Origin of the sequence: Microcoleus sp. M2_D5, from assembly GCF_036701935.1 — a bacterium.
Classification (GTDB): domain Bacteria; phylum Cyanobacteriota; class Cyanobacteriia; order Cyanobacteriales; family Microcoleaceae; genus Microcoleus.
This window is the reverse complement of the sequence record NZ_JAUBRP010000082.1, coordinates 1-23980: the sequence shown is the minus strand read 5'-3', so window position 1 is coordinate 23980 and position 23980 is coordinate 1. Positions and strand designations below refer to the sequence as shown.

Sequence of the window (23980 nt, the reverse complement as noted above, 5' to 3'; positions counted from 1 at the left end):
ATCAACCTTTATTTAGAAAATACGGGAATAATGCAGATTGAGATTTACCGTTGGGTGGGGGCGGGTTTATTTAGATTATGAATTACACTCAGAGATTGTTGGTGAACCCGCCCCTACGAGGTTTTATTGATTACCCATCAAATTATTTCCTATTTTTACCTGCATATATTCCCCGTAGGGGCGGGTTCCACCAACTATAATTTCCAAAAACAGACAATCTCATAAACCCGCCTCCACCCAACTAATAGCCTGTATCAACCTTTATTTAGAAAATACGGGAATAATGCAGATTGAGATTTACCGTTGGGTGGGGGCGGGTTTATTTAGATTGTGAATTACAGTCAGAGATGGTTGGTGGAACCCGCCCCTACGAGGTTTTATCTATTGTTGAAAATCAATTTCTTCACAAACCAATTTAGCAATTTTTTTCGCAGCCCCCGATTCTCCTCGAACCGCACGCAAACGATCGCCCATTTGTGCTAATTTATCGGGATGGCTCAAATAGTCGATCGCCAATTGAGCAATTACTTCCGGTTCCAGCTTCCCAATCAACTCCGGCACAATCTCTTCCTGTGCCCAAATATTCGGCCAAGCATAAAGCTTTCCCTTTCCCAATTGCCAGATTAGCCAATTAATCGCCGTCGCAAAAACTGAACCGACTAACGGCAAATTTGCCAGCAAACCGGGCAAACCGTCCCAAGCTTTCATCGCATCCAATTGCTGCGTCGGTATCAAAACAATCATCGGTACGGCTAACGAACCCAATTCAGCAGTATTCGCTCCCACAGTTGTTAAACACAGGCTGCATTCTGATAGCAAATCGTAAGCGGGCGTCTGCGTCCAAAGTTCTACTTGCAAGTTATTTGCTGTCTGCAAAAACGGCGGTTCTGTTAACTGAAGTTCGGCGCTAGCGTTCTCAAATAAATGCAGCCAAGGGTTTTGTTCCGGGTCGGCAAAACGTGCTAAAGTTTGCACATCTATGGTAGGAGCAACGGGAATTACAAAGCGAGTTTCAGGGCGGATGCTGTGGATGGATTGGGCGATCGACAAACATAACGGTACACCTAAAGCTAATTTAGCCGCTTTAGAACCGGGCAACAATCCAATTAATTCTATTTTCCGTAGTGGCGGTGTCCCCGTGCCCGCCCTGCCCGATTTCCGATCGCCTACCTCTGCGATTAAATCTCCCACAACTGTAAATTTATTAGCATATTTTTGGGGAATTTTGGCAAAAACTTCAGGTTTCATCGCGGCAAATTTGTCAATCCAGCGATACCACCGCGCGTCCCATTCAGCATAAATAACAGTGCGATATTTCAGCCTTTTGCCAATGACAACCGTAAAAAATTGATCGCCGCCTAAAAACAAAACAACTCCTGTTTCGTGCCAATCCCAATTTTCAGCAGTTTTGCCCGACAATAAGAATGGAAAAAAATGCTCCGGTGCTTGCACTCTGTCAACTTCTGGGTAGGAAGATGCGATTTGTGCTTCTTTCCCGGTGGCGTGCGGACAGGGGGACAGCACTACAGAGATCCGCGCTTGAGTGCCCGCGTTTGCCAATTGGTCGCGCAAAGCTTGCACGGCGGGACGCACCCAAGTTGCCAATTCTCCGGGGCCGTTGGAGAGGATTAAAATATCTACTGCCATGCGATTTAAGATTTGAGAGGATGCAAGGGAGATTTTATGACAGATTTAATTAATGCCGTCAAAACGGGTGATGTTGCTGCTGTGGAAAGTGCGATCGAACAGCGTGCAGATATGAATGCCAAAGATGAGGAAGGTGCGACGGCTTTGACGGCGGCGGCTGAGGCTGGCAATTCGGCGCTCGTCAAAAAATTGCTGGCTGCTGGTGCGGATGTCAACAGTCACGACAATGACGGGTGGACGCCGTTAATGAGTGCCGCTGCTGCCGGACATACCGAGATTGTACAGCTTTTGCTGGAGGCGGGAGCGGATGTGAATGCTAAAACTAATTTTGGTTTGACGGCTTTGATGAGTGCGGCAGGTAGCGGGCGCACTCAAGTTGTGGAATTTTTAATCGATAAAGGAGCTGATATCAAAGCGTATGATAATAATACTTGGACTGCGTTAATTTGGGCGTCTTCTGAGGGTCACAAAGATGCGGTTGAGGTTTTGAAGCTAGCGCGCGATCGCCATTAAAGACTTAGCAACCGGGTTTATTCGATAAACCCGGTTTCTGGATGGTACAATTAATGAATAAATTTGCCATTTTTCTGTCATGGTACTATTCGATCGAGAAATGCGTTTGCCAACTAGCGCCGAACTTCCTTCTTCGGATGATACTCCTGTGGATAACGAAAATCAAAACTTTCTTCCAAACTTATTGTTATTCTTGCTCAAATTTTACTGGCGGCAGCGGAACGACTGGTTTTTTGGCGTGGATATGGCAATTTATCACACGACGGGAGTAAGTCATCTGGTTCCAATTGTTCCTGACGGCTTCTTGAGTTTGGGTGTCGAAAGGTTTAAAGGCGATACTTTGCGCCTCAGTTACGTCCTTTGGGAAGAAAATAATATTCCCCCGATTTTTGCCCTAGAGATTGTTTCTCAAACTTACGGCGGTGAATACGATAAAAAGATTGATATTTATGCGAAGTTGGGCGTGCTGTACTATGTGATTTACAACCCCTACTACTGGCGGCGAGACCAACATCAACCGTTTGAGGTTTATCGTTTGGTAAATGGCGAGTACGAACAGCAAATTGGTGAACCTTTCTGGATGCCGGAAGTGGGTTTAGGAATCGGTCGAGGTCGGTACAGCGATGGGGAAACACAGTTGGAGGTTTTGTACTGGTTTGACGAACGAGGTAGCAGGTATTTGACGGCTGAAGAGTTGGTAGCTCAATACCGCGATCGCTTTGGCGATTTGCCGGAATAGGAAAGTACGCGCGAGGGCAGCTATCCAGTAGGGAATCGCCCTTTTTGCAAATGTGCGATCGCAGCAACAGAAGCTAAAGGCAAACCCTCCATAGCTGCGAGATTTCTACCCAAGGAAAGATCTAATAACACTAGATCCTGGTAATAGATTCAAATTGAGAGTGCCGCCACCTTCAACAACAGCAATTGTGTCAAAGCGACTGGCTATGGAAACTCCATTTTCAACTGCGGGAAAGCCATTCGTTTGGATAGCTAAATCTCGATTATTGTTGATTGGAAACACCAATAATTGATCTAAGGGAATCCCTATCTGGATGATATCCTGACCTTGAGTAAAGTTCCGAATTGTAGCAAAACCTGCGCCGATGTAGAACTGCCGGGATGAGAGGGTTCCTCCCCTGAAGCCAACAATATCACCGAGTACGAATTTATCGCGGCCGCTACCGCCAGTGAGAGTATCAAATTCATTGCTGCCGTCACTTTCATATTGTCGGAGGCCGTTAAGGGCTTCTACCTCAACTCCAATTAATTCCACATTCCCCGCCCCGGAACCGGTGAGGATGTCATTGCCGGAAGTTCCGACAAAAGTCGCAGACCGGCTTGGCTCAAATTGTCCAAACTTGAAGTAGTGTTCCCGACCAGTTTTCAAGGCTCCAGATTCGACAAACTGCCCAATGTCGGGGTTGTTTCCTAAGTATCCCTGTTCAAAGAAAGAAGTAGGCAACCGACCTTCTTTTGCCCCGAATTGAATGAAATGCTGGTAGCCATTTTTAAAACTTTCATTCTGAATAAACGGCTGTAAATCTCGGTTAGTTGCTACGTAAAACGCTTCGTCATACTCAGGCGATACGCGAGTGCGACCTTCTTCGTAACCGTATTGGATAAAGTGATCTAAGCCTGTAGCAAAAGGTGCATTTGGATTGTTGACTGTGCGGACAAAGGGTTTAAGGTCTGGATTTCCCTCAAGGTAAGTTTCTTCGTCAAAATACCGCGATATTTTTGTGAGGCCGGCGGCTTGACCAAATTTTTCAAAGTGTTCTCTTCCAGATTTGATGATGCCTGCATCAATGGCTGGTTTCAGCCACGGATATGAGGCAAGGTAGTATTGTTCGTCGAAGATATCGTAATTCATAGTTTGCTGTTTAAACTAAAGTGCGATCGTACTTTTTTATAAAACCATCGCTCACCATAAATAAAAAATCATTAATCATCAGCATTAGCTAATAACTAATGACTAATGACTAATGACTAATGACTAATGACTAATGACCAGTGACCAATGACTATCCAATCAAGAAAGTACCGTTACCGTTAGATTCTTGGAAGCTTAAACCCAAGCTTGCTCCTCCTTCAATCACGCCGAGCACGTCTCCAAAACGCTGGATTGACAAATTGCTACCAACCGGAGTCAGGCTGTAGCCGTTTAATGAAGTTCCTTGCAGTTGGATAAAATCGCTTTCTATGTCGAAGTTGCGAATCGTAGCTTGACCGTTACCCAAATACAGCGGTGTCGGGGTGAGATTCCCCGCTGTAGCAGGAACTCCGAGTACGAATGTATTAGTTCCCGGAGCCCCAATCAAGACATCGAATTCATTGGTGCCAAAGCTTTCATACTGCCGGTTGCCTTGGGGATCTATACCTACTTCCACTCCCACAAGTTCGACATCGCCCACGCCCACACCAGTTAAAACATCGTTGGTACGGGTGCCGACAAAAGTCGCGTCGCGGGCCGGCTCAAATTGTCCAAAATTGAAGAAGTGTTCCCGGCCGGTTCTCAAGTTTCCAGAGTTGACAAACGGTACGATGTCGGGGTTTTTCTTTAAGTATTCCGGTTCAAAAAATGAAGTTCCAAAACGACCTTCTTTTGAGCCGAATTGAATGAAATGCTGGTAGCCTGATTTGAAAGTTCCGTTCTGAACGAACGGTTGGAGTTCAGAGTTGTTTGTTAAATAAAAGCTTTCGTTGTATTCGGGTGATACTTGGGCGCGGCGCTGTCCTTCATCGTAACCGAACTGGATAAAGTGATCGAGGCCGGTCGCAAAAGGTGCGTTTGGGTTGACGGTACGGACGAAGGGTGCGAGGTCTGGATTCCCAGCAAGGTAAGCATTTTCGTCAAAATAACGCGATACTTTAGTTAGACCGCCTTCTCGCCCAAATTTTTCAAAGTGCTCTCTCCCAGATGAGATGACTCCGGCGTCAATGGCTGGTTTGACCCAAGGATATGAGGCGAGGTAAAATTGTTCGTCGAAAATTGCGTAGTTAGCCATATTTGCCCCTAAAGTGTTGATGAGTTGGATCGTGAATACCGATTAGTTTTCCATGAACTCGATCGCAGATCGGGAATTTACACAAAACAGACGTTATGAAATGGTTTTAAGTTCCTGGTAAAATGTCAATTTTTGTGACTCAGCAATTATCTAAGTCTCGATTCTGCCTTCCGAAATTATGCATTTTTCTCCTCAGTTAATTGAGCGATCGCAAGTTTGATAAATTCTACAAAACTTGGAACTTTTTTCAGGATTTCTTTCTTACTCGTTGGTTAATTTTTAATTATTTTTATCCAATCCATTAATCCTACGCACATAATTAATATTTTGTCAAGTAAAATTTTGTAAATAAAATATTGAGTATTTGCTCAAGGAATTTATCAAAAAATGTAACGAAAAGTAGCAATAAATTTGTCGAATTGTGTCATGTGCAGGCTCAAATCACCTAATGGGAAGCGTTTTCTGGTAAAAATGCTCATGGGGGAAAAAATTCCCGATTCCCGAAAACAGCATCTTAAAGGAGCCTAACCGGATGTTCACTCACGTCAAGCCCACCATTCGCCACGTCGTGCCGGAAAACTTGCAGGGGCGATCGCTCATGAAGGTGGTCTATGTCGTACTGGAACCGCAGTATCAAAGCGCCCTGTCGGCAGCGGTTCGATCGATAAACCAGAAAAATCCGAATCTGGCAATAGAAATCAGCGGCTACCTGATCGAGGAACTCCGCAGCCCGGAAAATTACGAGGCCTTCAAGCGGGATGTGGCGGATGCCAATGTATTTATTGCTTCTCTAATTTTCATCGAAGATTTGGCAGAAAAAGTGGTAGCGGCAGTGGAACCGCTGCGCGACAGATTGGATGTCGCCGTCGTCTTCCCGTCGATGCCAGGGGTGATGCGACTCAATAAAATGGGCAGTTTCTCGATGGCACAGTTGGGACAAAGCAAAAGTGCGATCGGCGAATTCATGAAAAAACGGAAGGAAAAATCCGGGAGTTCCTTCCAAGACGGAATGCTGAAACTGCTGCAAACTTTGCCGAAAGTGCTGAAATATTTGCCCATCGACAAAGCCCAAGATGCCCGCAACTTCATGCTGAGTTTCCAGTATTGGCTGGGGGGTTCCCAAGAAAACTTGGAAAACTTCTTGCTGATGCTGTCACATAAATATGTCTTCAAAGGCCAGTCACAGCCGACTTTCCAAGAACCTGTTGTCTACCCAGACATGGGAATTTGGCATCCTTTGGCATCGTCGATGTTTGAAGATGTAAAAGCATATCTCACCTGGTTTAATGCCCGTACAGATATTTCTGCGGATCTCAAAGATCCCCTCGCACCCTGCATTGGTTTAGTGTTGCAACGCACTCACTTAGTCACGGGAGATGACGCGCACTATGTAGCAATGGTGCAGGAATTGGAGGCAATGGGGGCGCGGGTTGTGCCGATTTTTGCCGGCGGTTTGGACTTCTCTAAACCTGTTGAGACTTTTTTCTTGGAAGTCGGGGCAAAAGGTGTGACACCTCTGCCGATTGTTGATGCGGTGGTTTCTCTGACTGGTTTTGCTTTGGTGGGCGGCCCGGCGAAACAAGATCACCCGAAGGCGATCGAATCTTTGAAAAAATTAAATTGCCCTTACATGGTGGCTTTGCCGCTGGTTTTCCAAACGACGGAAGAATGGGAAGATAGCGATTTAGGCTTGCACCCGATTCAAGTTGCGTTGCAAGTTGCGATTCCTGAGTTGGATGGTGCGATCGAACCGATTATTGTGTCGGGACGCGATGGTGCAACTGGCAAGGCGATCGCGCTTCAGGATAGAATCGAAGCGATTTCCCAGCGCGCCATGAAGTGGGCAATGCTGCGCCGCAAACCAAAATTAGATAAGAAAGTTGCGATCACAGTTTTCAGTTTTCCTCCCGATAAAGGCAACGTCGGAACAGCCGCTTACTTGGACGTTTTCGGCTCGATTTACGAAGTATTGAAAGCCTTAAAAGGTAACGGTTACGACTTGCCAGAATTGCCGGAGTCTGCCGAAAAACTGATGCAAGAAGTCATCCACGACGCAACAGCCCAATACCAAAGTCCCGAATTAAATATTGCTTACCGGATGTCCGTAGCTGAATACGAAGAATTCACTCCTTATTCGGAACGGTTGCAAGAAAATTGGGGGCCACCTCCGGGGCATTTGAACAGCGACGGACAAAATTTGCTGATTTTTGGCAAACATTTTGGCAATGTGTTTATCGGAGTGCAACCTACTTTTGGATACGAAGGCGATCCGATGCGGTTGTTATTCTCTCGTTCTGCTAGCCCGCACCACGGTTTTGCTGCTTACTATACATATTTGGAGCGCATTTGGGGTGCGGATGCGGTGCTGCACTTTGGCACTCACGGTTCCCTAGAATTCATGCCCGGTAAGCAGATGGGAATGTCTGTCGATTGTTATCCTGACAGTTTGATCGGCAAGATTCCTAACCTCTATTATTACGCTGCCAACAATCCCAGCGAGGCAACAATTGCTAAGCGTCGCAGTTATGCTGAAACTATCAGCTATCTGACTCCTCCGGCTGAAAATGCTGGGTTGTACAAAGGTTTGCAGGAACTCAGCGAGTTAATTGCTTCTTATCAAACTTTGAAAGAGACTGGGCGGGGTGTGCCGATTGTGGATGCGATCGTCGAGAAGTGCCGTTTGGTGAATTTGGATAAGGATATCGCCTTACCTCCCGAACAGGAAAGAGGGGTTGCTGCGGGTATGACTGCGGAAGAACGGGACAATTTAGTTGGCTTGGTTTACCGCAAGTTGATGGAGATTGAGTCGCGGTTGTTACCTTGCGGTTTGCACGTTATCGGTAAGCCGCCGACTGCGGAAGAGGCGATCGCAACTTTGGTAAATATCGCCAATTTAGACCGCGAAGAAGACAACCTGATTAGCTTACCGCGAATTATCGCTAACAGTCTGGGACGCGATATCGAAGAAATTTACACAAATAGCGACAAAGGCATTTTAACAGATGTTGAATTGCTGCAAAACATCACTTTAGCCTGTCGGGAAGCCGTGGGCGCTTTAGTGAAAGAACAAACCGATGCCGAGGGCAGAGTTTCCCTAGTTTCCAAGTTAAATTTCTTCAACATGGGCAAGAAAACACCTTGGATTGATGCCTTGCACGCCGCCGGTTACAAAAAAGTCGATCCAGAAGCGATTAAACCGCTGTTTGAGTATCTAGAATTCTGCTTGCAGCAAGTTTGTGCCGATAACGAATTGGGTGCTTTGTTGCGCGCCCTAGAAGGCGAGTTTATTCTGCCTGGCCCAGGCGGCGATCCGATTCGCAACCCGGATGTTTTGCCGACTGGGAAGAATATGCACGCTTTAGACCCGCAGTCAATCCCTACAACGGGGGCGGTTAAGTCTGCTAAGGTTGTAGTCGATCGGCTGTTAGAAAGACAGCGCGTTGATAACGGCGGAAATTACCCTGAAACCATCGCCGTTGTGTTGTGGGGAACAGACAACATCAAGACTTACGGCGAATCCCTCGCCCAAGTAATGTGGATGGTGGGAGTCAAGCCAGTACCCGACGCTTTGGGCCGCGTCAACAAACTGGAATTGCTATCTTTGGAAGAGTTGGGACGCCCTCGGATCGACGTAGTAATTAACTGTTCCGGCGTATTCCGCGACTTGTTCATCAACCAAATGAATTTGTTAGATAAAGCCGTGAAAATGGCAGCGGAAGCAGACGAACCGTTAGAGATGAACTTCGTCCGCAAACACGCCCTGAAGCAAGCGGAAGAAATGGGAATCAACCTGCGACAAGCAGCAACTCGTGTATTTTCCAATGCTTCCGGTTCCTATTCATCTAACGTCAACTTGGCGGTAGAAAACAGCACTTGGGAAAGCGAAGCAGAGTTGCAGGAAATGTACCTAACTCGCAAATCCTTCGCCTTTTCTTCCGACAATCCCGGAACAATGGAACAAGACCGGCAGATTTTTGAATCATCCTTGAAAACTGCGGAAGTCACCTTCCAAAACTTGGATTCTGCGGAGATTTCCCTAACCGACGTGTCGCACTATTTCGACTCCGATCCGACTAAATTGATCGGCAGTTTGCGCGGGGATGGGAAGCAACCGGCATCCTTTGTTGCTGATACAACCACAGCCAACGCGCAGGTGCGGACGCTATCAGAAACAGTGCGTTTAGATTCGCGCACAAAGCTGCTGAATCCGAAGTGGTACGAGGGGATGTTGTCGCACGGTTATGAAGGCGTGCGGGAGATTTCTAAGCGTCTGGTGAATACGACTGGATGGAGTGCGACGGCGGGCGCTGTGGATAATTGGGTGTATGAGGATGTCAACACTACGTTTATCCAAGATGAGGAGATGCAGAAGCGTTTGCTTAACTTAAATCCTCATTCGTTCCGCAAGATTGTCAGCACTTTGCTTGAGGTGAATGGCCGGGGTTATTGGGAGACTTCGGAGAACAATTTGGATCGCTTGCGCGAACTTTATCAGGAGGTGGAAGACCGGATTGAGGGAGTAGAATAAACCTCCGAATTTCGGACGATCGCCTTTAATCTGTAGGGACACAGCAATGCTGTGTCCTTATCTTTTTGGGATGGTTTTGGGGTAAAGGTGGTATTTGTTCCAGTCTAAAGTAGTCTCGGCGCGAGATTCGCTCACCTCTTGACAATGATATCACAAAATGATATCATTGTTTTTTAAAACAACAAATAAAATATTTATGGAGCTAAATAATAAACAGCGTAAGATTTTAGAAGCAATTTTTACAGATCCTATACCAGCTAATATTAATTGGCAAGATATTGAAAATTTATTTACAGCACTCGGTGCTACTGTTACTCAAGGTTCTGGTTCGCGGGTTCGCATTTTATTAAATGAGGTTAGAGCTGTATTTCACGAACCACATCCTCAAAAAGAGACAGATAAAGGAGCAGTTAAATCTGTCAGGGAATTTTTAATAAAGGCGGGGGTTGAACCATGATGACTTAGCTGTTAACGGGAAAATCCTTGTTGATTGCCCAAATTAACAAGAGTATTAGCATAAAATTCATCATTCACAAATTGAACTTATTGAAAGAGCAAGAGTATTACAGCCATGATGACTTACAAGGGTTACAGTGCGAGCATTGAAGTAGATATAGAAGCGGAAATTCTTTTCGGGCGAGTCCTCGATATTAATGACGTAGTGACTTTTAAGGCACAAACTATTGAAGAAGCTCGCCAAGAATTTCAAAATTCCATAGATGATTATCTAGAGTTTTGCAAAGAATTAGGACAGGAACCTGATAAACCATTTTCAGGTAAACTTCCCTTCCGCACTACTCCCGAACATCACCGCAAAATCTTTATTGCGGCAAAGAAGGCTGGCAAAAGTATTAACAATTGGATGGATGAGGTTTTAATTAAAGCAGCAGAGCAAGCAATTAACACTTAATTAGTTTAGGATTGCGATCGCCCTCGCAACTCAGTCAATATGCTACAATCCCCAATAAAGGTCGTTTAGCCCGCGATAAAATACCGCTATGACTACCCTCACCCTCAACCTCAACCCCATCATTAAGCTGACAGACGAGCAGTTTTTTCAACTCTGTCAGGAGAATGAAAATATTAGATTGGAACGCACAGCGAAAGGAGAATTAATTATCATGTCACCAGCAGGAGGAGAAACTGGAAGCAGCAATGCAGGATTAACAGCACAGATTTGGATTTGGAATCAGCAGAATAAACTGGGTAAAGTTTTTGATTCTTCAACAGGGTTCAAACTTCCTAATAATGCAAATAGAGCCCCTGATGCTTCTTGGGTAAAATTAGAACGCTGGGATGCACTAACTCCCGAACAACAAAAGAAATTCCCGCCGATTTGTCCTGATTTTGTCGTTGAGTTAATGTCTCCCAGCGATAGTTTGAAAGAAACTCAGGATAAGATGAAAGAATATCGAGATAACGGTGCAGTTTTAGGTTGGTTGATTAATCGCAAATCGCGGCAAGTAGAAATTTATCGTCCGAATCAAGAAGTTGAAGTGTTGGAATCTCCAGCCACTGTATCAGGTGAAGATGTTCTCCCCGGATTTATTTTGAATCTTGAATCAATCTGGTAATGTGCGCGCGTGCGAAGCTATCCCGCTCTTAATCGCACCTGTCCAATGTTCAATAGAGTAAAATAGAGTTAAAGTTCTCGCGGAGTATTTGCAATGGTTCAAACCCTAGCGTACAGTAAAGAAGAGCTTGCAGGTTCTCACCTGATTTTACATGATATCAGTTGGGAAACCTACGAACAGTTGTTAGAAATATTTGCGGAACGTTCAACGCCGCGCATGACTTACTATCAGGGAACTTTAGAACTAATTGTACCTTTACCAGAACATGAGAGGTATAGCTGGACTCTCGGTCGGCTAATTGTAGCACTTTCTGAGGAAATTGGGATTGAAATTATCGGATTAAAATCATCTACTTGGCGTTCGGAACCGAAAAAAGCTGGCAACGAAGCTGATGAATGTTTTTATATCCAAAATGAAGCATTAATGCGGGGGAAATTAACAATTGATCTCAAAAATGACCCGCCGCCAGACTTGGCTGTAGAAATGGATTTGACTAGCTCATCTATCAATAAAATGGCGGTTTATGCGGAACTTAAAGTGCCGGAAGTTTGGATTTGGAAGAAAGGAAAACTAATAATTAACATTTTAAATGATACGGGTTATGTCGAGTCGGAAACCAGTTTGGCATTTGCCTCGTTTCCTGTCAAAGAACTCGCACAGTTTATGCACCTAGACTCAGAAAAGGGAGAGAATGCGAGAATTAGAGAGTTTCGGGAATGGGTACGATCGTACTTAAATTAAATCCGGGTTTGTTACCTCGAAATCTTGCACCATTTTTAATAACCTGTAGGGGCGGGTTCGCCAATAGACTGAAAGCTTGCAGACAGATTAAATAAACCCGCCCTCGTCCCCTACTCCCCACGAATAACCCTGTCTGGTAAAATAAAGACGGCGGTTGAAACCGCAACTACACCAACAAAGTCCGCCTAAGCCGACTAAGAATACTGAGTTTTTACATACTGTTTCAACACGGGATTTAAACTAAATAAAGTTATCTTTTCCCGTTCTACAGCATCCAATAAAAAGCGATTTCCCAGAGATCGCACTGCATTGACTATTTCTGACGGCGAAAATGGTATTTTGTTGAAAATTTGCGACACAGCAACGGGTTCAGGTTGATTAGCCAGGTGAACCATCACTGCCAATTCTGCCGGAGTCAAACGCCCAAAAGGTTGAGATAACTGAGATTGCAACCCTTCATCTAAAATCGGCATCTCGCACTGCAAAAACTCCGCAACTCTCCCCCCAAACAACTCTCGAATCAGCGTTGCAGTTAACTCCAACCAGAGAGGATTGCCTTGATAAATATCAATCAAAGTTGACCATGTTTCTTCATCGGATAACTTTTGTGAGTTCAAAATCTCTTTAGCTGCTTCTCCTAAACTTCCCAATACAAGACATCGCACGGGATGATTATCTTTTGATAATCTGGCAATTTCTCGGGGTTTTTCCCAACTATTCAATATCAAACAACTTTGATGACAAACTTCGGCAATTAGTTTAAAAAATAACTGATAATCTTCATGTCCAGTTTTATATTGTCCCGCTAGTTGTCCGCTGCCCAAAAGCATCTGTACGTCATCGAGGACAATCAGACATCGGTTTTTTCGCAGGTAATCGAGGATTTTGGCGATTTTGGTTTCGATGTTTTGGGGAATTTCTGATTGTTGGGAAAAGATTTGCAGCAGGTTGGTGAGGGTTGGATCGAGGGTTGGGGAAAAGCGGAGGCTGCGATAGATGACGTAATCGAATTGGGTTTTGATGCGATCGATCAGGCTTAGGGAGAGGGTTGTTTTGCCGATGCCGCTGATTCCGAGGAGTGCGATGAGGCGTGTGCGTTCCTGTGTTATCCAGTTTTCGAGGGTGGAGAGTTCAGAAGTGCGATCGAAAAAGGTGAATATTTCGGGTGCGTCGCCTAAGTCTATGTGGAGTTGTTTAGAAGTTGGTTGGGGGTTTTGGGCTTTTGTTGGACTTCTCGCCCTTTCTTGACAAATGTTGAGGTTTTTAACAGTTATATTATCGCTAACGATAGATGATGAAAAATTAGTATAAAATTTAGCCCTTTCTAGTATTGCTCTAACATTTACTTTACTAACTTCTTCACCCAAGACATCTGATAGTATCTTCCATAATTCAGAAGCAGCAACCCTAACATAACCTTCACTACAATCACGGTCTTGCGCTATTTTTGCTGCATATTTTCGACCTTGGAGCACTTCTTTTAAAATAGCTTCTTGCAGGTCGTCTAAGTGCTTCCCTGTTTTGGTAAAAACTTTGTCATCGGCAAATCTTAAGACTTCCTTAAGCTCCATAGATCGGGTTTGGGATAATTTTTAGTTATTATAACTTATTTTTTATAACTTTTTAGATAACATTACATAACATTTTCTAACGTGAGTGGGTGGGGATGGGGAAATGGGGTCGTTGTATGATTTTTTTAGTTGAGGTTGCTGGTGCCCAGAGCGATCGGGCTGCATCTGGGCTGGTGGATATTTCTGGCAGTTGCGGGGCGTCTGGGGTCAGTCGCGACAGTTCCGAATGACACGGCTTAGATTTTCGCACATTATGTACATTATACCTGACTAGGAGTAAACAATGGCTAAAGATAAAATTGGTGAAGTTAAAACGCCATCCGGTTCTACATACTATGTTTATTGGGACAAAGGTAGTGGTGAAGTATATGTTGGCAGTGAGTCTGCTGGTAAAGCCGATTCAAAGGGTGAGGCTTTGCGTAAAGCTGACTACTACGCAACTACGCTGAGACGAAGCTAATCTAATACCGTCTAGGTGCTTTTCCGTATTGGAAAAAACTACCTCGTCGGCAAATATTAAGATTTCCTAGATACAAACACTTGATGAAATCGAGGGAGGGTGAAAATGACAGATTTTAGCTACTTGGACAGGCTGGTAAATGAAGCAGGAGAGGAAGTAGGGCGACTTCTTGAAAGGGCTGCTTATTATCGAAAGCAAAAAGATGCCGCCCAAGCTCTCACTAATTATGTAGATGCCCTCAATGCCTATGCTAAGTTTGCTGAACATCGCACTAATTTAATCAAAGTAATGAGCCCAATTGACATCATTGGCCAGAGAGAGTCAGCAATAACCTATTCTCAGACTCTGTGCCATGTGGCTGACATTTTGGCAGGGATTCGACTATGCTATAGTGATTCAGTTATACAAGCATTTCTTGAGAATAAACTTCAAGTTATTTCCGAGGCGCTAGCTGAGTATGAGTTTTCCTTTGATGCTGAAAAGCTTAAAACATATGCCGACCTAAGAAAATTTGTGAATAATCACAAAGAGCATATTGAGAGCAATCGCGAAGCTATTGAAAAACTTAAAAAAACATCTGTCAAAGAGCTAGACGATCAGACACTCGCCAAAATAAGGTCTGCTCTTGACAAGATTTCCTCCACTGAGGTTTGCCCTGTAACATTGGACTCTACTGGCGCTTGCTTTATTGCCACCGCAGCTTACTCGACCTCCACACACCCAGACTTAGACACCTTCCGTAACTTCCGCGATGAAAGACTCTTAACTAATCCTGTTGGTAAACAGCTAGTTAGTCTCTACTACCAAATCAGTCCTAGCCTAGCAAAATATATGGAGACGCAGCCAGCAATTAAGAGTTTTTCAAGACAACAGCTACAGCATTTAGCTGAGTGGATGCGTAGTCAAAAAGTTAAAAATCAGTAAACTAGGGATAAAAGAACATGGAAACTGTTATTATAGCAACTTAGGAGCGAAGAGAAATACGATCGCCCGTTTCTTCCCCAAGCGCGATCGCCCTTATCTTCCAAAAGTAGGATCGCCCTTATTTTCCCAAAGTACGATCGCCCTTTGCTTTCCCACACCAAACTAATTAATACCCTATCTAAGCGGTTTTCTAAACCGATATCCATCAGGTTCTACAACCACAAATGCCCCTTTTAGTTCTACTTCAGAGTAATTTTCTATAACTCCTGCTAGTTCCTTATGAACTTCATTCAGCATTTTAGGTAAGACTCGAAGGTAAATCACACCTGTTCCCATCTCCCTCACAAAAACAAGATTTCCGTAATCTCTGTCTCGCGTAACCAGGATGCGATTTTCTGCTTGCGCTACTCTCAGTATTTCTTCATCACTTGCTTGCGCTAAACCCATTTGAGCGACAATAATTACATCATGTCCTGCATCAATCAAAAACTTTGTGGTGACAGCATACACATCTTGATCTATCAGAAATTTCATAATTTAAGCTAATGCCAAATGCACATCTTCAGCCGCTACCAGTGCGATCGCATAACGCAAGCACGCCCGAATATCATCCATTTCCAAATCGGGATAGTAGTCTTGGATAATTTCTCCAAAAGAAAGCCCTTCATTTAGTAATTCGAGAACGCTTTGTACAGTAATGCGCGTACCCACTATGCAAGGCTTACCGAAGTGAATTTGAGGGTTGACGGAGATTCTGTCCATTTTGACCACGCAGCTCTATGTCTCTTCTATTTTAAGTCATCAGGTAGGCGATCGCAACCTGTCTTTTTTCACGCTTCTAGCCGATCGCCTTTATCTTCCCAAAGTGCGTTTACCAGTTTGATAAGTAGTGCAGGGAATAGCCAAAACTACAGGGCTATATGTATTGATTTTAGCTCGACTAACGATGATAACAGGACGGGTTCCTCCTTGTTCAGAACCCTCAACAGGTTCAAGTCTAGCATCATAGACTTCTCCCCGGTTCATACAGGAGATTCTCCCAATTGCAACGCTTCCCAACTCGCTACCGCAAACTCAGCCTCCATCTGTAGCACTTGAGCTTGATACTCTGGATCTTGTGCCATTTCAATCAGTGCTGCATCAATGGACGATCGTTTATCCTGAGTCTGGGTTGTTACCCGATCGCGCATCAAAGCTGACAATACTTCTAAAAGCTGCTGTTGCTCGTCAGGAGTGAGATTTTGAGCCTGACTCAGTACCTCGCTATAAGTAGACATAGGCTTTATGTTGAGATTTTTGGGCTGATTGTTATTATAGCAATTTAGGATTGAGGGAAGTACGATCGCCCATATCTTCCCCAAAGTACGTGAAGCGAAGCTATCCCGTAGGGAATCGCCCATCTTTCTTAAGCCTCAAACGGGTTAATCAGTGTGAGTTCAGAAATCCACAGAAAATCCCCTATATTTCTTGTTACTAAAGTTCTGTCATATACCAAAGCTGTTGCCGCAATAATAGCATCCCCAAGAGTCATTCTCCTTATCTGTCGCAACAGCACTGCGCGATCGAGTACAGCGTTAGAAATCGGTAGAACCTCCACCACACCAAAAAACTCCTCAAAGTACAATCTATTCTCTTCAGTCAGTCTGTGATAACCCAGCACTTCAACGTAACTTATTGCCGATACAACTATGTCATGTTCGCCAATAAACTGCCTAATCTGCGCGTGTTCTGGTTGAGAAGCGTAGATAATAATATTACTGTCAAGCAGCATTATTCATCCCTACCTGGAAGCGGACGATCTTGACGCAACTCTCGCTGCCATTCCACCGGATCGTTAATATCAGCAAAGACATTACTTGCTGCAATTTTTTCCAATATTTCGACTATTCTCTGGCGGCGGATCTCAGCACTTAAGGTCGATCGCTCTTCTTGTAAAGTAACGTAAACTCTGATAGGGACATCGCCCTGTCTTGGAACCTCGTTAGCCCATTCTAAAAGGTTTCCCTTCAATATAGCCTCAAATATTCGCTGCATAGCTAATATCAACTATTCTCTATTTTTACTATTATAGCCCTTGATGACTGGTCTGCTGCTAAAGTATCTAAAGCCTTGACAATTCGTACTTGAATCCGGTTGCATTCGCGATAAATAGCGTTCTGCTGCTTTCAGGAGAATGTAGTCAGTCAATTTTTTTCTCCAAATAGCTTCAATTTGAGTTCTTGGGAGGATATCCCCCGATCGCGACCGGCCTGGTAATCTTGCCAAGCAGCTTCACTCTCTGGTATTTCTTCTGCTGAAATTACTTCATCATATTCTGCGACTTCTTCCCGTAACTGAATCATTTTTTTCAAGTCTTCTAATAACCGCAGTTTGTCTGCAAGCGTGAGGCTTTTAACTTGATTCAGTACCTTGCTATAAGTAAACATAGACTTGGTTGTAAGAGTTTTTGCTTGCTCTCTATTATATCTCCATTTAAAATTATGGAAAAAGCGATCGCCCTTATCTACCCAAAGTTCGATCGCTCTTATACTATCTTGCACAATTTGTTAGCTGTTGCGAATTCACCTCAAAGGCGATCGCAAACTCCACTTGCGGCAGCAATCTTTTGATAATCCGCAAGTGTTCCTCGGCGTCGTTTCGGCGGCGAAAACGCGCCACAGTCAGGCCTTGCAGGTTGGGCAGGTGGCGGTAAATCACCCAAGGGTAAAGTTGTTGTTTGTAGTTCATCCTAGTTCTGCAATAGATTGCGGGCAAAATGAGACACTAGAAAGGCAGGGCTGATTTCCCGTACTCTGCCCTTTTGCTGTCTATATAGACATAGTGTCTGGACAAAATTGTTTTGTCAAGTGGTCTAGACACTATGTCACATTTTGTAATGATTAAGCGAAGACAACCTCAAGAAGAAGCTGGCGAATCACCGCTGAAAAAACTCAGAGATGAGTTAGGAATGTCCCAAGAAGAATTTGCTCGGCAAATTGGGACATCGGTACGCACTGTGAGTCGCTGGGAAGCCGGAGATAACGTGCCGACATTCACAATTGCCCAGATGAAAGCTTTGGCAAATTTTTTGCGATCGCGCGGGTTAACTCTTGATGACTTGCCCGATCGCTTTGGCCCGCCTGAGTGAGTATCCGATCGCCCTTTATGCTATACTCTAAATATATACATTTTGTATATACATTTTTAGGTACTTTGAATATGACTATCTCGCGCAAACGACTTGAAGAATTAGAAAATATTCCAGAATCTGCGATCGATACCTCTGATATTCCTGAATTAGATGCGAATTTTTGGGAAAAAGCAAAACTCGTTAAACCACTGGCAAAACAAGCTATTTCTTTAAGAGTTGATAGCGATGTATTAGATTGGTTTAAAAGCCAAGGAAAAGGCTATCAATCTCTAATGAACGCTGTGCTGCGCTCTTATGTTGAACATCACGTAAAAAGCAGTGAATAAATAAATGTGCGATCGCCCTTTTGTTGCCAAAGTACGATCGCCCTTTTGTTGCCAAAGTACGATCGCCCTTTTGTTGCCAAAGTACGATCGCCCTTTTGTTCCCAAAGTACGATCGCCCTTTTCTTCCTCAAGTACGATCGCCCTTTTCTTCCAAAAGTGCGATCGCACTTCAGTTAATCATAAATTTCTCTCCGGTGTCCAATCTGGTGAATAGTAATCACCTTTAAATCATCATCAAAAGAATAAATTACCCGATAATCACCCACTCTTAACTTAAAGAAACCTGCCAGATTAGCCGACAACGGCATAGGAGTAATTTGTTCAAAATTTTCAGCCAACCAATTGATTTTATTACCTATACGCTCCTGCACAGCCTGAGTCAATCTTTCTTGGTTAACCAGAGCTTCTGCTGTCAACTCAACCGAATAGCTCATTAGGACTTTATGCCAATTTTTTGATAAACTTCCCCAGGTTCGACGCTACTTTCTCCTGCTTGTTTGCGCTTCATTGACTCTAACAATTTCTGCTTGACTTCTTCCTTAACTTCTAAACCTGCATCAGGATCGCCCAAATATTCTTCTAAACACTGTTCCACGGTATGCCGAATTAAGTCCCGCAATTGGTCAACTGTCATGTCTTTGACTTGCATCTTAATCTCCTCGTCTGTGGGATTATCAATAAATTATAGCAACTTTAGTACGGTTGTATCTGTAACTGAGCTATCCATTCCATGAATCTCGTTCCTGATTCACATACTCTTGAGCATCAATTGCATTCCAAATTTCCTCACTCAACCCTTCCAATTCTAAAATACTCCGCTTAGGTTTAGCCTGAACCCGGTGACTAACATATACTAATAATTCAGAGATGAGTCGCAGTTGCTCATCTGGTGCAAGTCTTAGAGCCTTACTCAGTACCGCGCTATAAGTAGACATAGGCTTTATGTTGAGATTTTTGGGCTGATTGTCATTATAGCAATTTAGGATCGAAGGAAGTGCGATCGCCCTTACCTTCCCCTGCATGGCAGTTTAGTTTTGAGAAATGTTGGCAGTAACTTTAATGTTATCACCTACGTTTCAAGCTCAGCACGCTGAGAAAAAAGCTCGACAAAACCATCTGCAAACCAACAGTCAGGCAAGTGAGCGAGGGAATAACCAAACGCAGAGTTTTAGAAGGATCGAGAGAACCGAAAGCCGTTTCGCTCCAGATAGTTAATGACAAGAACGAGCCAACTATTCCGATTAATATCAGCGTGACTCCGACAATCAATCCTGTCTCTAGGGTGACATTGCGAAATATTTTGTTGAGTTTGGCGTCTTCGGGCAGGAGTTTCTCGCTGATGGCGAAAACTTTGGTGAAAAAAGCGAAAGTTACTGCTTGAAAACCGATGATAATTGCGATCGCACCATAAAGCAGCGTGTGTACATCAAAGCTGATACTCCCAATCTTTTGAGTACCGGGTAACAGCCAAATGCTAACAATTAGACCCCAAATCATCAGCGCAGTACCCGGATACAAAAACAGCCACCGAGGACTGTAAAGCAGCAAAAATCGCAGGTGCCGCCAGCCATCTCGCCAAGTTCTCAAGTGCGGCGGCCTGCTGCGGCCGTCGGGAGAAAGTACGGTTGGAACTTCAGTTATCCGCAGCTTGTATACAGAGGCCTTGACCACCATTTCGCTAGCAAATTCCATCCCCGTTGTTTGCAAGTCGAGTTTCAAAATTGAGTCTCTCCTAAAACCCCTGAGTCCGCAGTGAAAATCGCCGACGGGACTTGCAAAAAATAGCCGCCCAACCCATGTCAGCACCGGATTTCCTAAATATTTGTGCAGCGGCGGCATTGCACCCGGTTTGATGCCCCCTTGAAAGCGGTTTCCCATCACTAAGTCGAAACCTTCTCGCAATTTGTTGACAAAAAAGCCGAGGTTGGAAAAATTGTAGCTGTCGTCAGCATCGCCCATGATAATATAAACTCCGCGCGCTGCAATGATGCCTCCCATCAGGGCGCTGCCGTAGCCTTTGGCTGCTACGGGCACGACTCTCGCTCCCATTCTGGTAGCGATAGCTTGAGAACCGTCAGTGCTGCCGTTGTCTGCTATGATGACCTCGCCTGCAATATCAAGTTCGCGCAGGGACTTCTGTGCCTTCTCGATGCAGATTTCTAAAGTTTCTGCTTCGTTCAGACAAGGCATGACTATCGATAGTTCTAGAGTGTATTCTCCGCTTGGGTTGGTCTGCTCTGCCATATATTTGTTCGACTCTCGATCGCGATCGACCATACTTGATTTTCCCGTATCTCTGCTTAAAATATTAGTGGTGAATAAAACCTAGCCAAACTTAATTAAAGTTTTTCAGGTTTTTGGGAACGGCAATTTTTGATTGTACTATAGGTTAGTAAATTTATGAATAGAAGCGTTTTTCTGTTATTGCTTGCCGCAATATTGTGCGGCGTCGCAGGTCAATTTAGTCTGAAGGCAGGAGCTAAAATATTAGGGCCCATTGGCGCTGCTAATTTAATAGAAAAAATTATAGCAATGGCTACTCAGCCGTTGATAGTAACTGGTCTTTCTTTGTATGCAATTTCTTCGATCGGCTTTATTGTAGTTTTGTCGCGGGCAAACCTTAGCATAGTCTCGCCTTTACTGTCAATTAGTTACCTATTTACTGTTTTAGGTGGCAAACTGATATTTCACGAGCCTTTGCCGCCGCTGCGGTTGGTAGGCGTGGCGCTAATTATGACGGGAGTAATTTTTGTACTCAGAGGTCAAGCTGGGGGAGTGACTGGAGGCAACTAATACGATTTTAGATTTTAGATTTTAGATTGACGATTGACGATTGGAGAATTTTAAATTAAGTCCACAGGTGAATATCACGGATATTTAACTGAGTTCTAAAATTTAGATTCGGAAGTTAAGTCAGGGTTTCTATCGGTTGTGGGGCGGTGGAAAGGGTGTATGTGAGTTTTTTTCCTAAAATAATGCTGCTGTATGTCTAATATTTATGAGCCTGTGAATCCCAATCAATTATTGAGAGATCGCACCGCAGTTCTTGCTACCATGCACCAAAAAGAACGGGTGATGGCTCCCGTTTTGGAACGAGAATTTGGCGTAAATATTCTAGTACCTGCGGCGCTTGACACAGACAGTTTCGGCACATTCACCAGAGAAGTTAAACGCTTAGGAACACAAATAGAAGCGGCTCGCCATAAAGCACAAAAAGCCCTAGAAATTGCGGGCGAAACTCTTGCCTTTGCCAGCGAAGGTTTTTTCGGCCCTCACCCAATGATGCCCTATCTGCCAGCTAACAGAGAAATCGTAATTTTATTAGATCGAGCCAACAATCTAGAACTCATCGGCGACTCTTTCTCGGTTGAAACTAACTACAGTCACCAGTTAGTTTCCAGTATAGAAGAAGCAGATGATTTTGCTAAAAAAGCTGGATTTCCCGAACACGCACTGGTGGTTATAGTTGGCGATGCTGCCCTCGGTAACGGCGAAATTGTCAAGGGCATTAAGACAGAAAAACAATTTTTTGACGCTGTGACAGCAGGCTTAAAAAAATCGTCAACCGGCAGAGTTCACATCGAAACAGATATGCGGGCGATGTACAATCCAACTCGGATGAAAAACATCGAAAATGCAACTCTGGATTTAGTTAAAAAATTTAAGCAATTCTGCCCGGAGTGCGGTTGGCCGGGATTCGATATTGCTGAGACGAAAATCGGATTGCCCTGCGAACTTTGCTATTTTCCGACTCAGCTAGTGCGATCGGCAATCTATAAATGCAAAAACTGCGGTTATACTAAAGAAAAACTATTTCCCGACGGTCGAGAGACTGCCGATCCTTCCCTGTGTCAATATTGCAACCCTTAGAAAAATAATTGGCTAAACTTAGTAAAATTTGTCACAATATTATTGATAGTTCCCTAATTAAATTCACTAATGATAGCCGTAGAAACAGAACGCAACTGGAAACCCGTTATTAAAGAATTCGAGGCTGTAGTCGGCAAAAATGGCGTCGTACAGCGCCGCGAAGAATTGATTGTCTACGAGTGCGACGGACTCGCCAGCTATCGCCAGCGACCCGCCGTGGTGGTATTGCCTCGAACTACAGAGGAAGTGGCGCAATTGGTCAAAATATGCGATCGCAACTCAATTCCCTGGGTTGCTAGAGGCGCAGGCACCGGCCTTTCCGGCGGCGCTTTGCCTGTAGAAAACTGCGTGCTGATTGTCACTGCCCTGATGCGAAAAATCCTGAAAGTAGACTTAGAAAATCAGCAAGTAGTCGTGCAACCGGGAGTAATTAATAACTGGGTAACGCAAGCAGTTAGCGGCGCTGGTTTCTACTACGCGCCAGATCCTTCCAGTCAAATTATTTGTTCGATTGGCGGCAACGTTGCCGAAAATTCTGGTGGCGTTCACTGCCTCAAATACGGAGTCACAACGAATCACGTTTTAGGATTAAAATTGGTACTTCCCGACGGTTCAATTGTCGATGTCGGTGGCGAAATTCCCGAAATGCCCGGTTACGATTTAACTGGTGTATTTGTCGGTTCCGAAGGCACTTTAGGAATCGCCACAGAAGTTACTTTGCGAATTCTCAAAGCGCCGGAATCTATTTGCGTTCTCCTAGCCGATTTTTCCAGTATAGAAGCAGCGGGCGAATCGGTTTCCGATATTATCAGCGCTGGCATTATTCCCGGCGGCATGGAAATCATGGACAACATCAGCATCAATGCTGTGGAAGATGTGGTGGCAACTGGATGTTATCCCCGCGATGCGGCGGCAATTCTCCTCGTAGAAATCGACGGTTTAGAAGTGGAAGTTGCCACAAACAAACAGCGAATTGCTGATATTTGCAAGCATAACGGAGCACGAAATATCACCACGGCAACTGACCCGGAAACGCGCCTAAAAATTTGGAAAGGGCGGAAAGCTGCTTTTGCTGCGGCGGGTCATCTCAGCCCGGATTATTACGTGCAAGACGGCGTAATTCCCCGAACGCAAATGGCTTATGTTTTGAAAGAAATTGAGGGCTTGAGCGAGAAATACGGTTATCGGATTGCGAATGTATTTCACGCGGGAGATGGGAATTTGCACCCGCTGATTCTGTACGATAACTCGGTAAAAGGTGCGCTGGAAAAGGTGGAAGAATTGGGCGGGGAAATTCTCAGGCTTTGCGTGAAAGTTGGGGGAAGTCTTTCGGGGGAACACGGCATCGGTGCTGACAAGAAGTGTTTTATGCCGGATATGTTTTCGGAGGTTGATTTGGAGACGATGCAGTGGGTGCGTCAGGTGTTTAATCCGAAAGGTTTAGCGAATCCTGGGAAGATGTTTCCGACGCCGAAGACTTGCGGGGAAGCGGCGAGGGCTAAGGTTGAAACTTTTAAGAAGTTGGAGGGTGCGGAGGTTTTTTAATTCGCTTTTTATGCGGGTAATGTGAGCAGAAAAACACCCTGAAGTTGTTTCTAGAATGGGGAGGCAGAGCCTCTAAGGAATCAGAATTAAATAACTTCCACTCTTGAAAGTGGGATGGGCGTCCCGCCCGTCCTTTTTGGACGGGC

At 44.5% G+C, this 23980-nt stretch carries 31 protein-coding genes; 15 read left to right on the top strand and 16 right to left on the bottom strand.

The genetic code is table 11. The annotated features are described in order from the left end of the window. Nucleotides 1-381: 381 nt before the first annotated feature. Nucleotides 382-1647, bottom strand: a complete 1266-nt coding sequence (locus QUA50_RS25060) for a lipid-A-disaccharide synthase (RefSeq protein ID WP_333259813.1) — start codon at nucleotides 1645-1647, stop codon at nucleotides 382-384. A 36-nt stretch (nucleotides 1648-1683) separates the two neighbouring features. Here QUA50_RS25060 and QUA50_RS25055 point away from each other — a divergent pair, with 36 nt between their 5' ends. Then, a complete protein-coding gene (locus QUA50_RS25055) occupies nucleotides 1684-2160 on the top strand; it encodes an ankyrin repeat domain-containing protein (RefSeq protein WP_333259811.1) in 477 nt (158 codons plus the stop codon). 79 nt (nucleotides 2161-2239) lie between these two features. After that, nucleotides 2240-2899: a Uma2 family endonuclease gene (locus QUA50_RS25050; RefSeq protein WP_333259808.1), complete on the top strand. Its 660-nt coding sequence runs from the start codon at nucleotides 2240-2242 to the stop codon at nucleotides 2897-2899. A gap of 105 nt (nucleotides 2900-3004) precedes the next feature. Here QUA50_RS25050 and QUA50_RS25045 read toward each other — a convergent pair whose 3' ends face one another. Then, nucleotides 3005-4030 carry a calcium-binding protein gene (locus QUA50_RS25045; RefSeq protein ID WP_333259806.1) on the bottom strand — a complete coding sequence of 342 codons (1026 nt, stop codon included), beginning with the start codon at nucleotides 4028-4030 and terminating at the stop codon, nucleotides 3005-3007. A gap of 151 nt (nucleotides 4031-4181) precedes the next feature. Next, a complete protein-coding gene (locus QUA50_RS25040) occupies nucleotides 4182-5165 on the bottom strand; it encodes a calcium-binding protein (protein WP_333259803.1) in 984 nt (327 codons plus the stop codon). Between the two features lie 532 nt (nucleotides 5166-5697). Here QUA50_RS25040 and QUA50_RS25035 point away from each other — a divergent pair. The 5 genes from QUA50_RS25035 (at nucleotide 5698) to QUA50_RS25015 (ending at nucleotide 12008) form a co-directional block, all read left to right on the top strand. After that, the gene (locus QUA50_RS25035) at nucleotides 5698-9693 is read left to right on the top strand and encodes a magnesium chelatase subunit H (RefSeq protein ID WP_333259801.1); all 3996 of its coding nucleotides are present in this window, start codon (nucleotides 5698-5700) and stop codon (nucleotides 9691-9693) included. 157 nt (nucleotides 9694-9850) lie between these two features. Further along, on the top strand, nucleotides 9851-10150 hold the full coding sequence (locus tag QUA50_RS25030) for a type II toxin-antitoxin system HicA family toxin (protein ID WP_333259798.1): 300 nt from the start codon (nucleotides 9851-9853) through the stop codon (nucleotides 10148-10150). A 114-nt stretch (nucleotides 10151-10264) separates the two neighbouring features. Beyond that, nucleotides 10265-10603, top strand: coding sequence for a type II toxin-antitoxin system HicB family antitoxin (locus tag QUA50_RS25025; protein ID WP_333259795.1), 339 nt, complete (start codon nucleotides 10265-10267; stop codon nucleotides 10601-10603). An 88-nt stretch (nucleotides 10604-10691) separates the two neighbouring features. Beyond that, a complete protein-coding gene (locus tag QUA50_RS25020; protein ID WP_333259792.1) occupies nucleotides 10692-11267 on the top strand; it encodes a Uma2 family endonuclease in 576 nt (191 codons plus the stop codon). 93 nt (nucleotides 11268-11360) lie between these two features. Next, a complete protein-coding gene (locus QUA50_RS25015; protein ID WP_333054069.1) occupies nucleotides 11361-12008 on the top strand; it encodes a Uma2 family endonuclease in 648 nt (215 codons plus the stop codon). 194 nt (nucleotides 12009-12202) lie between these two features. Here the strand turns inward: QUA50_RS25015 and QUA50_RS25010 are convergent, their stop codons facing one another. Next, nucleotides 12203-13579 carry an ATP-binding protein gene (locus tag QUA50_RS25010; RefSeq protein WP_333259789.1) on the bottom strand — a complete coding sequence of 459 codons (1377 nt, stop codon included), beginning with the start codon at nucleotides 13577-13579 and terminating at the stop codon, nucleotides 12203-12205. A 283-nt stretch (nucleotides 13580-13862) separates the two neighbouring features. Here QUA50_RS25010 and QUA50_RS25005 point away from each other — a divergent pair, with 283 nt between their 5' ends. Together QUA50_RS25005 and QUA50_RS25000 are read left to right on the top strand one after the other, a co-directional pair. Further along, the gene (locus QUA50_RS25005; RefSeq protein ID WP_333259788.1) at nucleotides 13863-14039 is read left to right on the top strand and encodes a hypothetical protein; all 177 of its coding nucleotides are present in this window, start codon (nucleotides 13863-13865) and stop codon (nucleotides 14037-14039) included. A gap of 105 nt (nucleotides 14040-14144) precedes the next feature. Next, entirely contained in the window at nucleotides 14145-14963 is an 819-nt protein-coding gene (locus QUA50_RS25000) for a CFI-box-CTERM domain-containing protein (RefSeq protein WP_333259785.1), read from the top strand. Between the two features lie 174 nt (nucleotides 14964-15137). Here QUA50_RS25000 and QUA50_RS24995 read toward each other — a convergent pair whose 3' ends face one another. The 8 genes from QUA50_RS24995 to QUA50_RS24960 all read right to left on the bottom strand — a co-directional run bounded on the left by QUA50_RS24995 (nucleotide 15138) and on the right by QUA50_RS24960 (nucleotide 17690). Further along, nucleotides 15138-15497: a DUF5615 family PIN-like protein gene (locus QUA50_RS24995; protein WP_333259783.1), complete on the bottom strand. Its 360-nt coding sequence runs from the start codon at nucleotides 15495-15497 to the stop codon at nucleotides 15138-15140. 3 nt (nucleotides 15498-15500) lie between these two features. Then, nucleotides 15501-15725: a DUF433 domain-containing protein gene (locus QUA50_RS24990; RefSeq protein ID WP_293189134.1), complete on the bottom strand. Its 225-nt coding sequence runs from the start codon at nucleotides 15723-15725 to the stop codon at nucleotides 15501-15503. A gap of 90 nt (nucleotides 15726-15815) precedes the next feature. Then, nucleotides 15816-15989 carry a type II toxin-antitoxin system PemK/MazF family toxin gene (locus QUA50_RS24985; RefSeq protein WP_333259779.1) on the bottom strand — a complete coding sequence of 58 codons (174 nt, stop codon included), beginning with the start codon at nucleotides 15987-15989 and terminating at the stop codon, nucleotides 15816-15818. Continuing rightward, nucleotides 15986-16240: a hypothetical protein gene (locus QUA50_RS24980; RefSeq protein ID WP_333259778.1), complete on the bottom strand. Its 255-nt coding sequence runs from the start codon at nucleotides 16238-16240 to the stop codon at nucleotides 15986-15988. The genes QUA50_RS24985 and QUA50_RS24980 overlap by 4 nt, the downstream gene beginning before the upstream one ends. A 128-nt stretch (nucleotides 16241-16368) precedes the next feature. Then, the gene (locus tag QUA50_RS24975; RefSeq protein ID WP_333259775.1) at nucleotides 16369-16734 is read right to left on the bottom strand and encodes a type II toxin-antitoxin system VapC family toxin; all 366 of its coding nucleotides are present in this window, start codon (nucleotides 16732-16734) and stop codon (nucleotides 16369-16371) included. Then, nucleotides 16734-16997: a hypothetical protein gene (locus QUA50_RS24970; protein WP_333259772.1), complete on the bottom strand. Its 264-nt coding sequence runs from the start codon at nucleotides 16995-16997 to the stop codon at nucleotides 16734-16736. The genes QUA50_RS24975 and QUA50_RS24970 overlap by 1 nt, the downstream gene beginning before the upstream one ends. A 149-nt stretch (nucleotides 16998-17146) precedes the next feature. Further along, a complete protein-coding gene (locus QUA50_RS24965) occupies nucleotides 17147-17503 on the bottom strand; it encodes a hypothetical protein (protein ID WP_333259770.1) in 357 nt (118 codons plus the stop codon). Beyond that, nucleotides 17493-17690, bottom strand: coding sequence for a hypothetical protein (locus QUA50_RS24960; protein ID WP_333054061.1), 198 nt, complete (start codon nucleotides 17688-17690; stop codon nucleotides 17493-17495). Before QUA50_RS24960 ends, QUA50_RS24965 begins: the two co-directional genes overlap by 11 nt. A gap of 133 nt (nucleotides 17691-17823) precedes the next feature. Here QUA50_RS24960 and QUA50_RS24955 point away from each other — a divergent pair, with 133 nt between their 5' ends. From QUA50_RS24955 to QUA50_RS24945, 3 genes are all read left to right on the top strand, one after another. Then, complete coding sequence (locus tag QUA50_RS24955) at nucleotides 17824-18090, top strand: helix-turn-helix domain-containing protein (RefSeq protein ID WP_015178214.1); 267 nt, start codon at nucleotides 17824-17826, stop codon at nucleotides 18088-18090. A gap of 71 nt (nucleotides 18091-18161) precedes the next feature. After that, nucleotides 18162-18419, top strand: coding sequence for a BrnA antitoxin family protein (locus QUA50_RS24950; RefSeq protein WP_333054059.1), 258 nt, complete (start codon nucleotides 18162-18164; stop codon nucleotides 18417-18419). Nucleotides 18420-18425: 6 nt separating this feature from the next. Beyond that, nucleotides 18426-18596 (top strand): hypothetical protein, encoded by a 171-nt coding sequence (locus QUA50_RS24945; protein WP_333054058.1) that lies wholly within the window; start codon nucleotides 18426-18428, stop codon nucleotides 18594-18596. Here QUA50_RS24945 and QUA50_RS24940 read toward each other — a convergent pair. The 4 genes from QUA50_RS24940 to QUA50_RS24925 all read right to left on the bottom strand — a co-directional run bounded on the left by QUA50_RS24940 (nucleotide 18593) and on the right by QUA50_RS24925 (nucleotide 20696). After that, nucleotides 18593-18853 carry a type II toxin-antitoxin system RelE family toxin gene (locus tag QUA50_RS24940; protein WP_333054057.1) on the bottom strand — a complete coding sequence of 87 codons (261 nt, stop codon included), beginning with the start codon at nucleotides 18851-18853 and terminating at the stop codon, nucleotides 18593-18595. The two genes, QUA50_RS24945 and QUA50_RS24940, sit on opposite strands and share 4 nt — an antisense overlap. Beyond that, nucleotides 18853-19068: a hypothetical protein gene (locus QUA50_RS24935; protein ID WP_333054056.1), complete on the bottom strand. Its 216-nt coding sequence runs from the start codon at nucleotides 19066-19068 to the stop codon at nucleotides 18853-18855. Before QUA50_RS24935 ends, QUA50_RS24940 begins: the two co-directional genes overlap by 1 nt. A gap of 70 nt (nucleotides 19069-19138) precedes the next feature. Further along, a complete protein-coding gene (locus QUA50_RS24930; protein WP_333054055.1) occupies nucleotides 19139-19354 on the bottom strand; it encodes a hypothetical protein in 216 nt (71 codons plus the stop codon). Between the two features lie 130 nt (nucleotides 19355-19484). After that, nucleotides 19485-20696, bottom strand: a complete 1212-nt coding sequence (locus tag QUA50_RS24925; protein WP_333054054.1) for a glycosyltransferase family 2 protein — start codon at nucleotides 20694-20696, stop codon at nucleotides 19485-19487. A 123-nt stretch (nucleotides 20697-20819) separates the two neighbouring features. Between QUA50_RS24925 and QUA50_RS24920 the strand changes: the two genes are divergently transcribed. The 3 genes from QUA50_RS24920 (at nucleotide 20820) to glcD (ending at nucleotide 23834) form a co-directional block, all read left to right on the top strand. Continuing rightward, nucleotides 20820-21212 carry a transporter gene (locus QUA50_RS24920; protein ID WP_333054053.1) on the top strand — a complete coding sequence of 131 codons (393 nt, stop codon included), beginning with the start codon at nucleotides 20820-20822 and terminating at the stop codon, nucleotides 21210-21212. Between the two features lie 192 nt (nucleotides 21213-21404). After that, the gene (locus QUA50_RS24915; RefSeq protein WP_333054052.1) at nucleotides 21405-22289 is read left to right on the top strand and encodes a DUF6671 family protein; all 885 of its coding nucleotides are present in this window, start codon (nucleotides 21405-21407) and stop codon (nucleotides 22287-22289) included. A gap of 69 nt (nucleotides 22290-22358) precedes the next feature. Beyond that, on the top strand, nucleotides 22359-23834 hold the full coding sequence (glcD, locus tag QUA50_RS24910; RefSeq protein ID WP_333212363.1) for a glycolate oxidase subunit GlcD: 1476 nt from the start codon (nucleotides 22359-22361) through the stop codon (nucleotides 23832-23834). Nucleotides 23835-23980: the final 146 nt, after the last annotated feature.

Bases quoted from the DNA above. Each gene is read 5' to 3' on its own strand.
- QUA50_RS25010 (WP_333259789.1), bottom strand. From the start codon at position 13,579: ATGGAGCTTAAGGAAGTCTTAAGATTTGCCGATGACAAAGTTTTTACC.
- QUA50_RS25040 (WP_333259803.1), bottom strand. From the start codon at position 5,165: ATGGCTAACTACGCAATTTTCGACGAACAATTTTACCTCGCCTCATAT.
- QUA50_RS25050 (WP_333259808.1), top strand. From the start codon at position 2,240: ATGGTACTATTCGATCGAGAAATGCGTTTGCCAACTAGCGCCGAACTT.
- QUA50_RS24925 (WP_333054054.1), bottom strand. From the start codon at position 20,696: ATGGTCGATCGCGATCGAGAGTCGAACAAATATATGGCAGAGCAGACC.
- QUA50_RS25035 (WP_333259801.1), top strand. From the start codon at position 5,698: ATGTTCACTCACGTCAAGCCCACCATTCGCCACGTCGTGCCGGAAAAC.
- QUA50_RS25015 (WP_333054069.1), top strand. From the start codon at position 11,361: ATGGTTCAAACCCTAGCGTACAGTAAAGAAGAGCTTGCAGGTTCTCAC.
- QUA50_RS25000 (WP_333259785.1), top strand. From the start codon at position 14,145: ATGACAGATTTTAGCTACTTGGACAGGCTGGTAAATGAAGCAGGAGAG.
- QUA50_RS24930 (WP_333054055.1), bottom strand. From the start codon at position 19,354: ATGTCTACTTATAGCGCGGTACTGAGTAAGGCTCTAAGACTTGCACCA.
- QUA50_RS25030 (WP_333259798.1), top strand. From the start codon at position 9,851: ATGATATCATTGTTTTTTAAAACAACAAATAAAATATTTATGGAGCTA.
- QUA50_RS25025 (WP_333259795.1), top strand. From the start codon at position 10,265: ATGATGACTTACAAGGGTTACAGTGCGAGCATTGAAGTAGATATAGAA.
- QUA50_RS24975 (WP_333259775.1), bottom strand. From the start codon at position 16,734: ATGCTGCTTGACAGTAATATTATTATCTACGCTTCTCAACCAGAACAC.
- glcD (WP_333212363.1), top strand. From the start codon at position 22,359: ATGATAGCCGTAGAAACAGAACGCAACTGGAAACCCGTTATTAAAGAA.
- QUA50_RS24985 (WP_333259779.1), bottom strand. From the start codon at position 15,989: ATGAACCGGGGAGAAGTCTATGATGCTAGACTTGAACCTGTTGAGGGT.
- QUA50_RS24915 (WP_333054052.1), top strand. From the start codon at position 21,405: ATGTCTAATATTTATGAGCCTGTGAATCCCAATCAATTATTGAGAGAT.
- QUA50_RS25055 (WP_333259811.1), top strand. From the start codon at position 1,684: ATGACAGATTTAATTAATGCCGTCAAAACGGGTGATGTTGCTGCTGTG.
- QUA50_RS24950 (WP_333054059.1), top strand. From the start codon at position 18,162: ATGACTATCTCGCGCAAACGACTTGAAGAATTAGAAAATATTCCAGAA.
- QUA50_RS24990 (WP_293189134.1), bottom strand. From the start codon at position 15,725: ATGGACAGAATCTCCGTCAACCCTCAAATTCACTTCGGTAAGCCTTGC.
- QUA50_RS25005 (WP_333259788.1), top strand. From the start codon at position 13,863: ATGGCTAAAGATAAAATTGGTGAAGTTAAAACGCCATCCGGTTCTACA.
- QUA50_RS25020 (WP_333259792.1), top strand. From the start codon at position 10,692: ATGACTACCCTCACCCTCAACCTCAACCCCATCATTAAGCTGACAGAC.
- QUA50_RS24940 (WP_333054057.1), bottom strand. From the start codon at position 18,853: ATGAGCTATTCGGTTGAGTTGACAGCAGAAGCTCTGGTTAACCAAGAA.
- QUA50_RS24995 (WP_333259783.1), bottom strand. From the start codon at position 15,497: ATGAAATTTCTGATAGATCAAGATGTGTATGCTGTCACCACAAAGTTT.
- QUA50_RS25045 (WP_333259806.1), bottom strand. From the start codon at position 4,030: ATGAATTACGATATCTTCGACGAACAATACTACCTTGCCTCATATCCG.
- QUA50_RS24935 (WP_333054056.1), bottom strand. From the start codon at position 19,068: ATGCAAGTCAAAGACATGACAGTTGACCAATTGCGGGACTTAATTCGG.
- QUA50_RS24920 (WP_333054053.1), top strand. From the start codon at position 20,820: ATGAATAGAAGCGTTTTTCTGTTATTGCTTGCCGCAATATTGTGCGGC.
- QUA50_RS24980 (WP_333259778.1), bottom strand. From the start codon at position 16,240: ATGTCTACTTATAGCGAGGTACTGAGTCAGGCTCAAAATCTCACTCCT.
- QUA50_RS24960 (WP_333054061.1), bottom strand. From the start codon at position 17,690: ATGAACTACAAACAACAACTTTACCCTTGGGTGATTTACCGCCACCTG.
- QUA50_RS25060 (WP_333259813.1), bottom strand. From the start codon at position 1,647: ATGGCAGTAGATATTTTAATCCTCTCCAACGGCCCCGGAGAATTGGCA.
- QUA50_RS24955 (WP_015178214.1), top strand. From the start codon at position 17,824: ATGTCACATTTTGTAATGATTAAGCGAAGACAACCTCAAGAAGAAGCT.
- QUA50_RS24970 (WP_333259772.1), bottom strand. From the start codon at position 16,997: ATGCAGCGAATATTTGAGGCTATATTGAAGGGAAACCTTTTAGAATGG.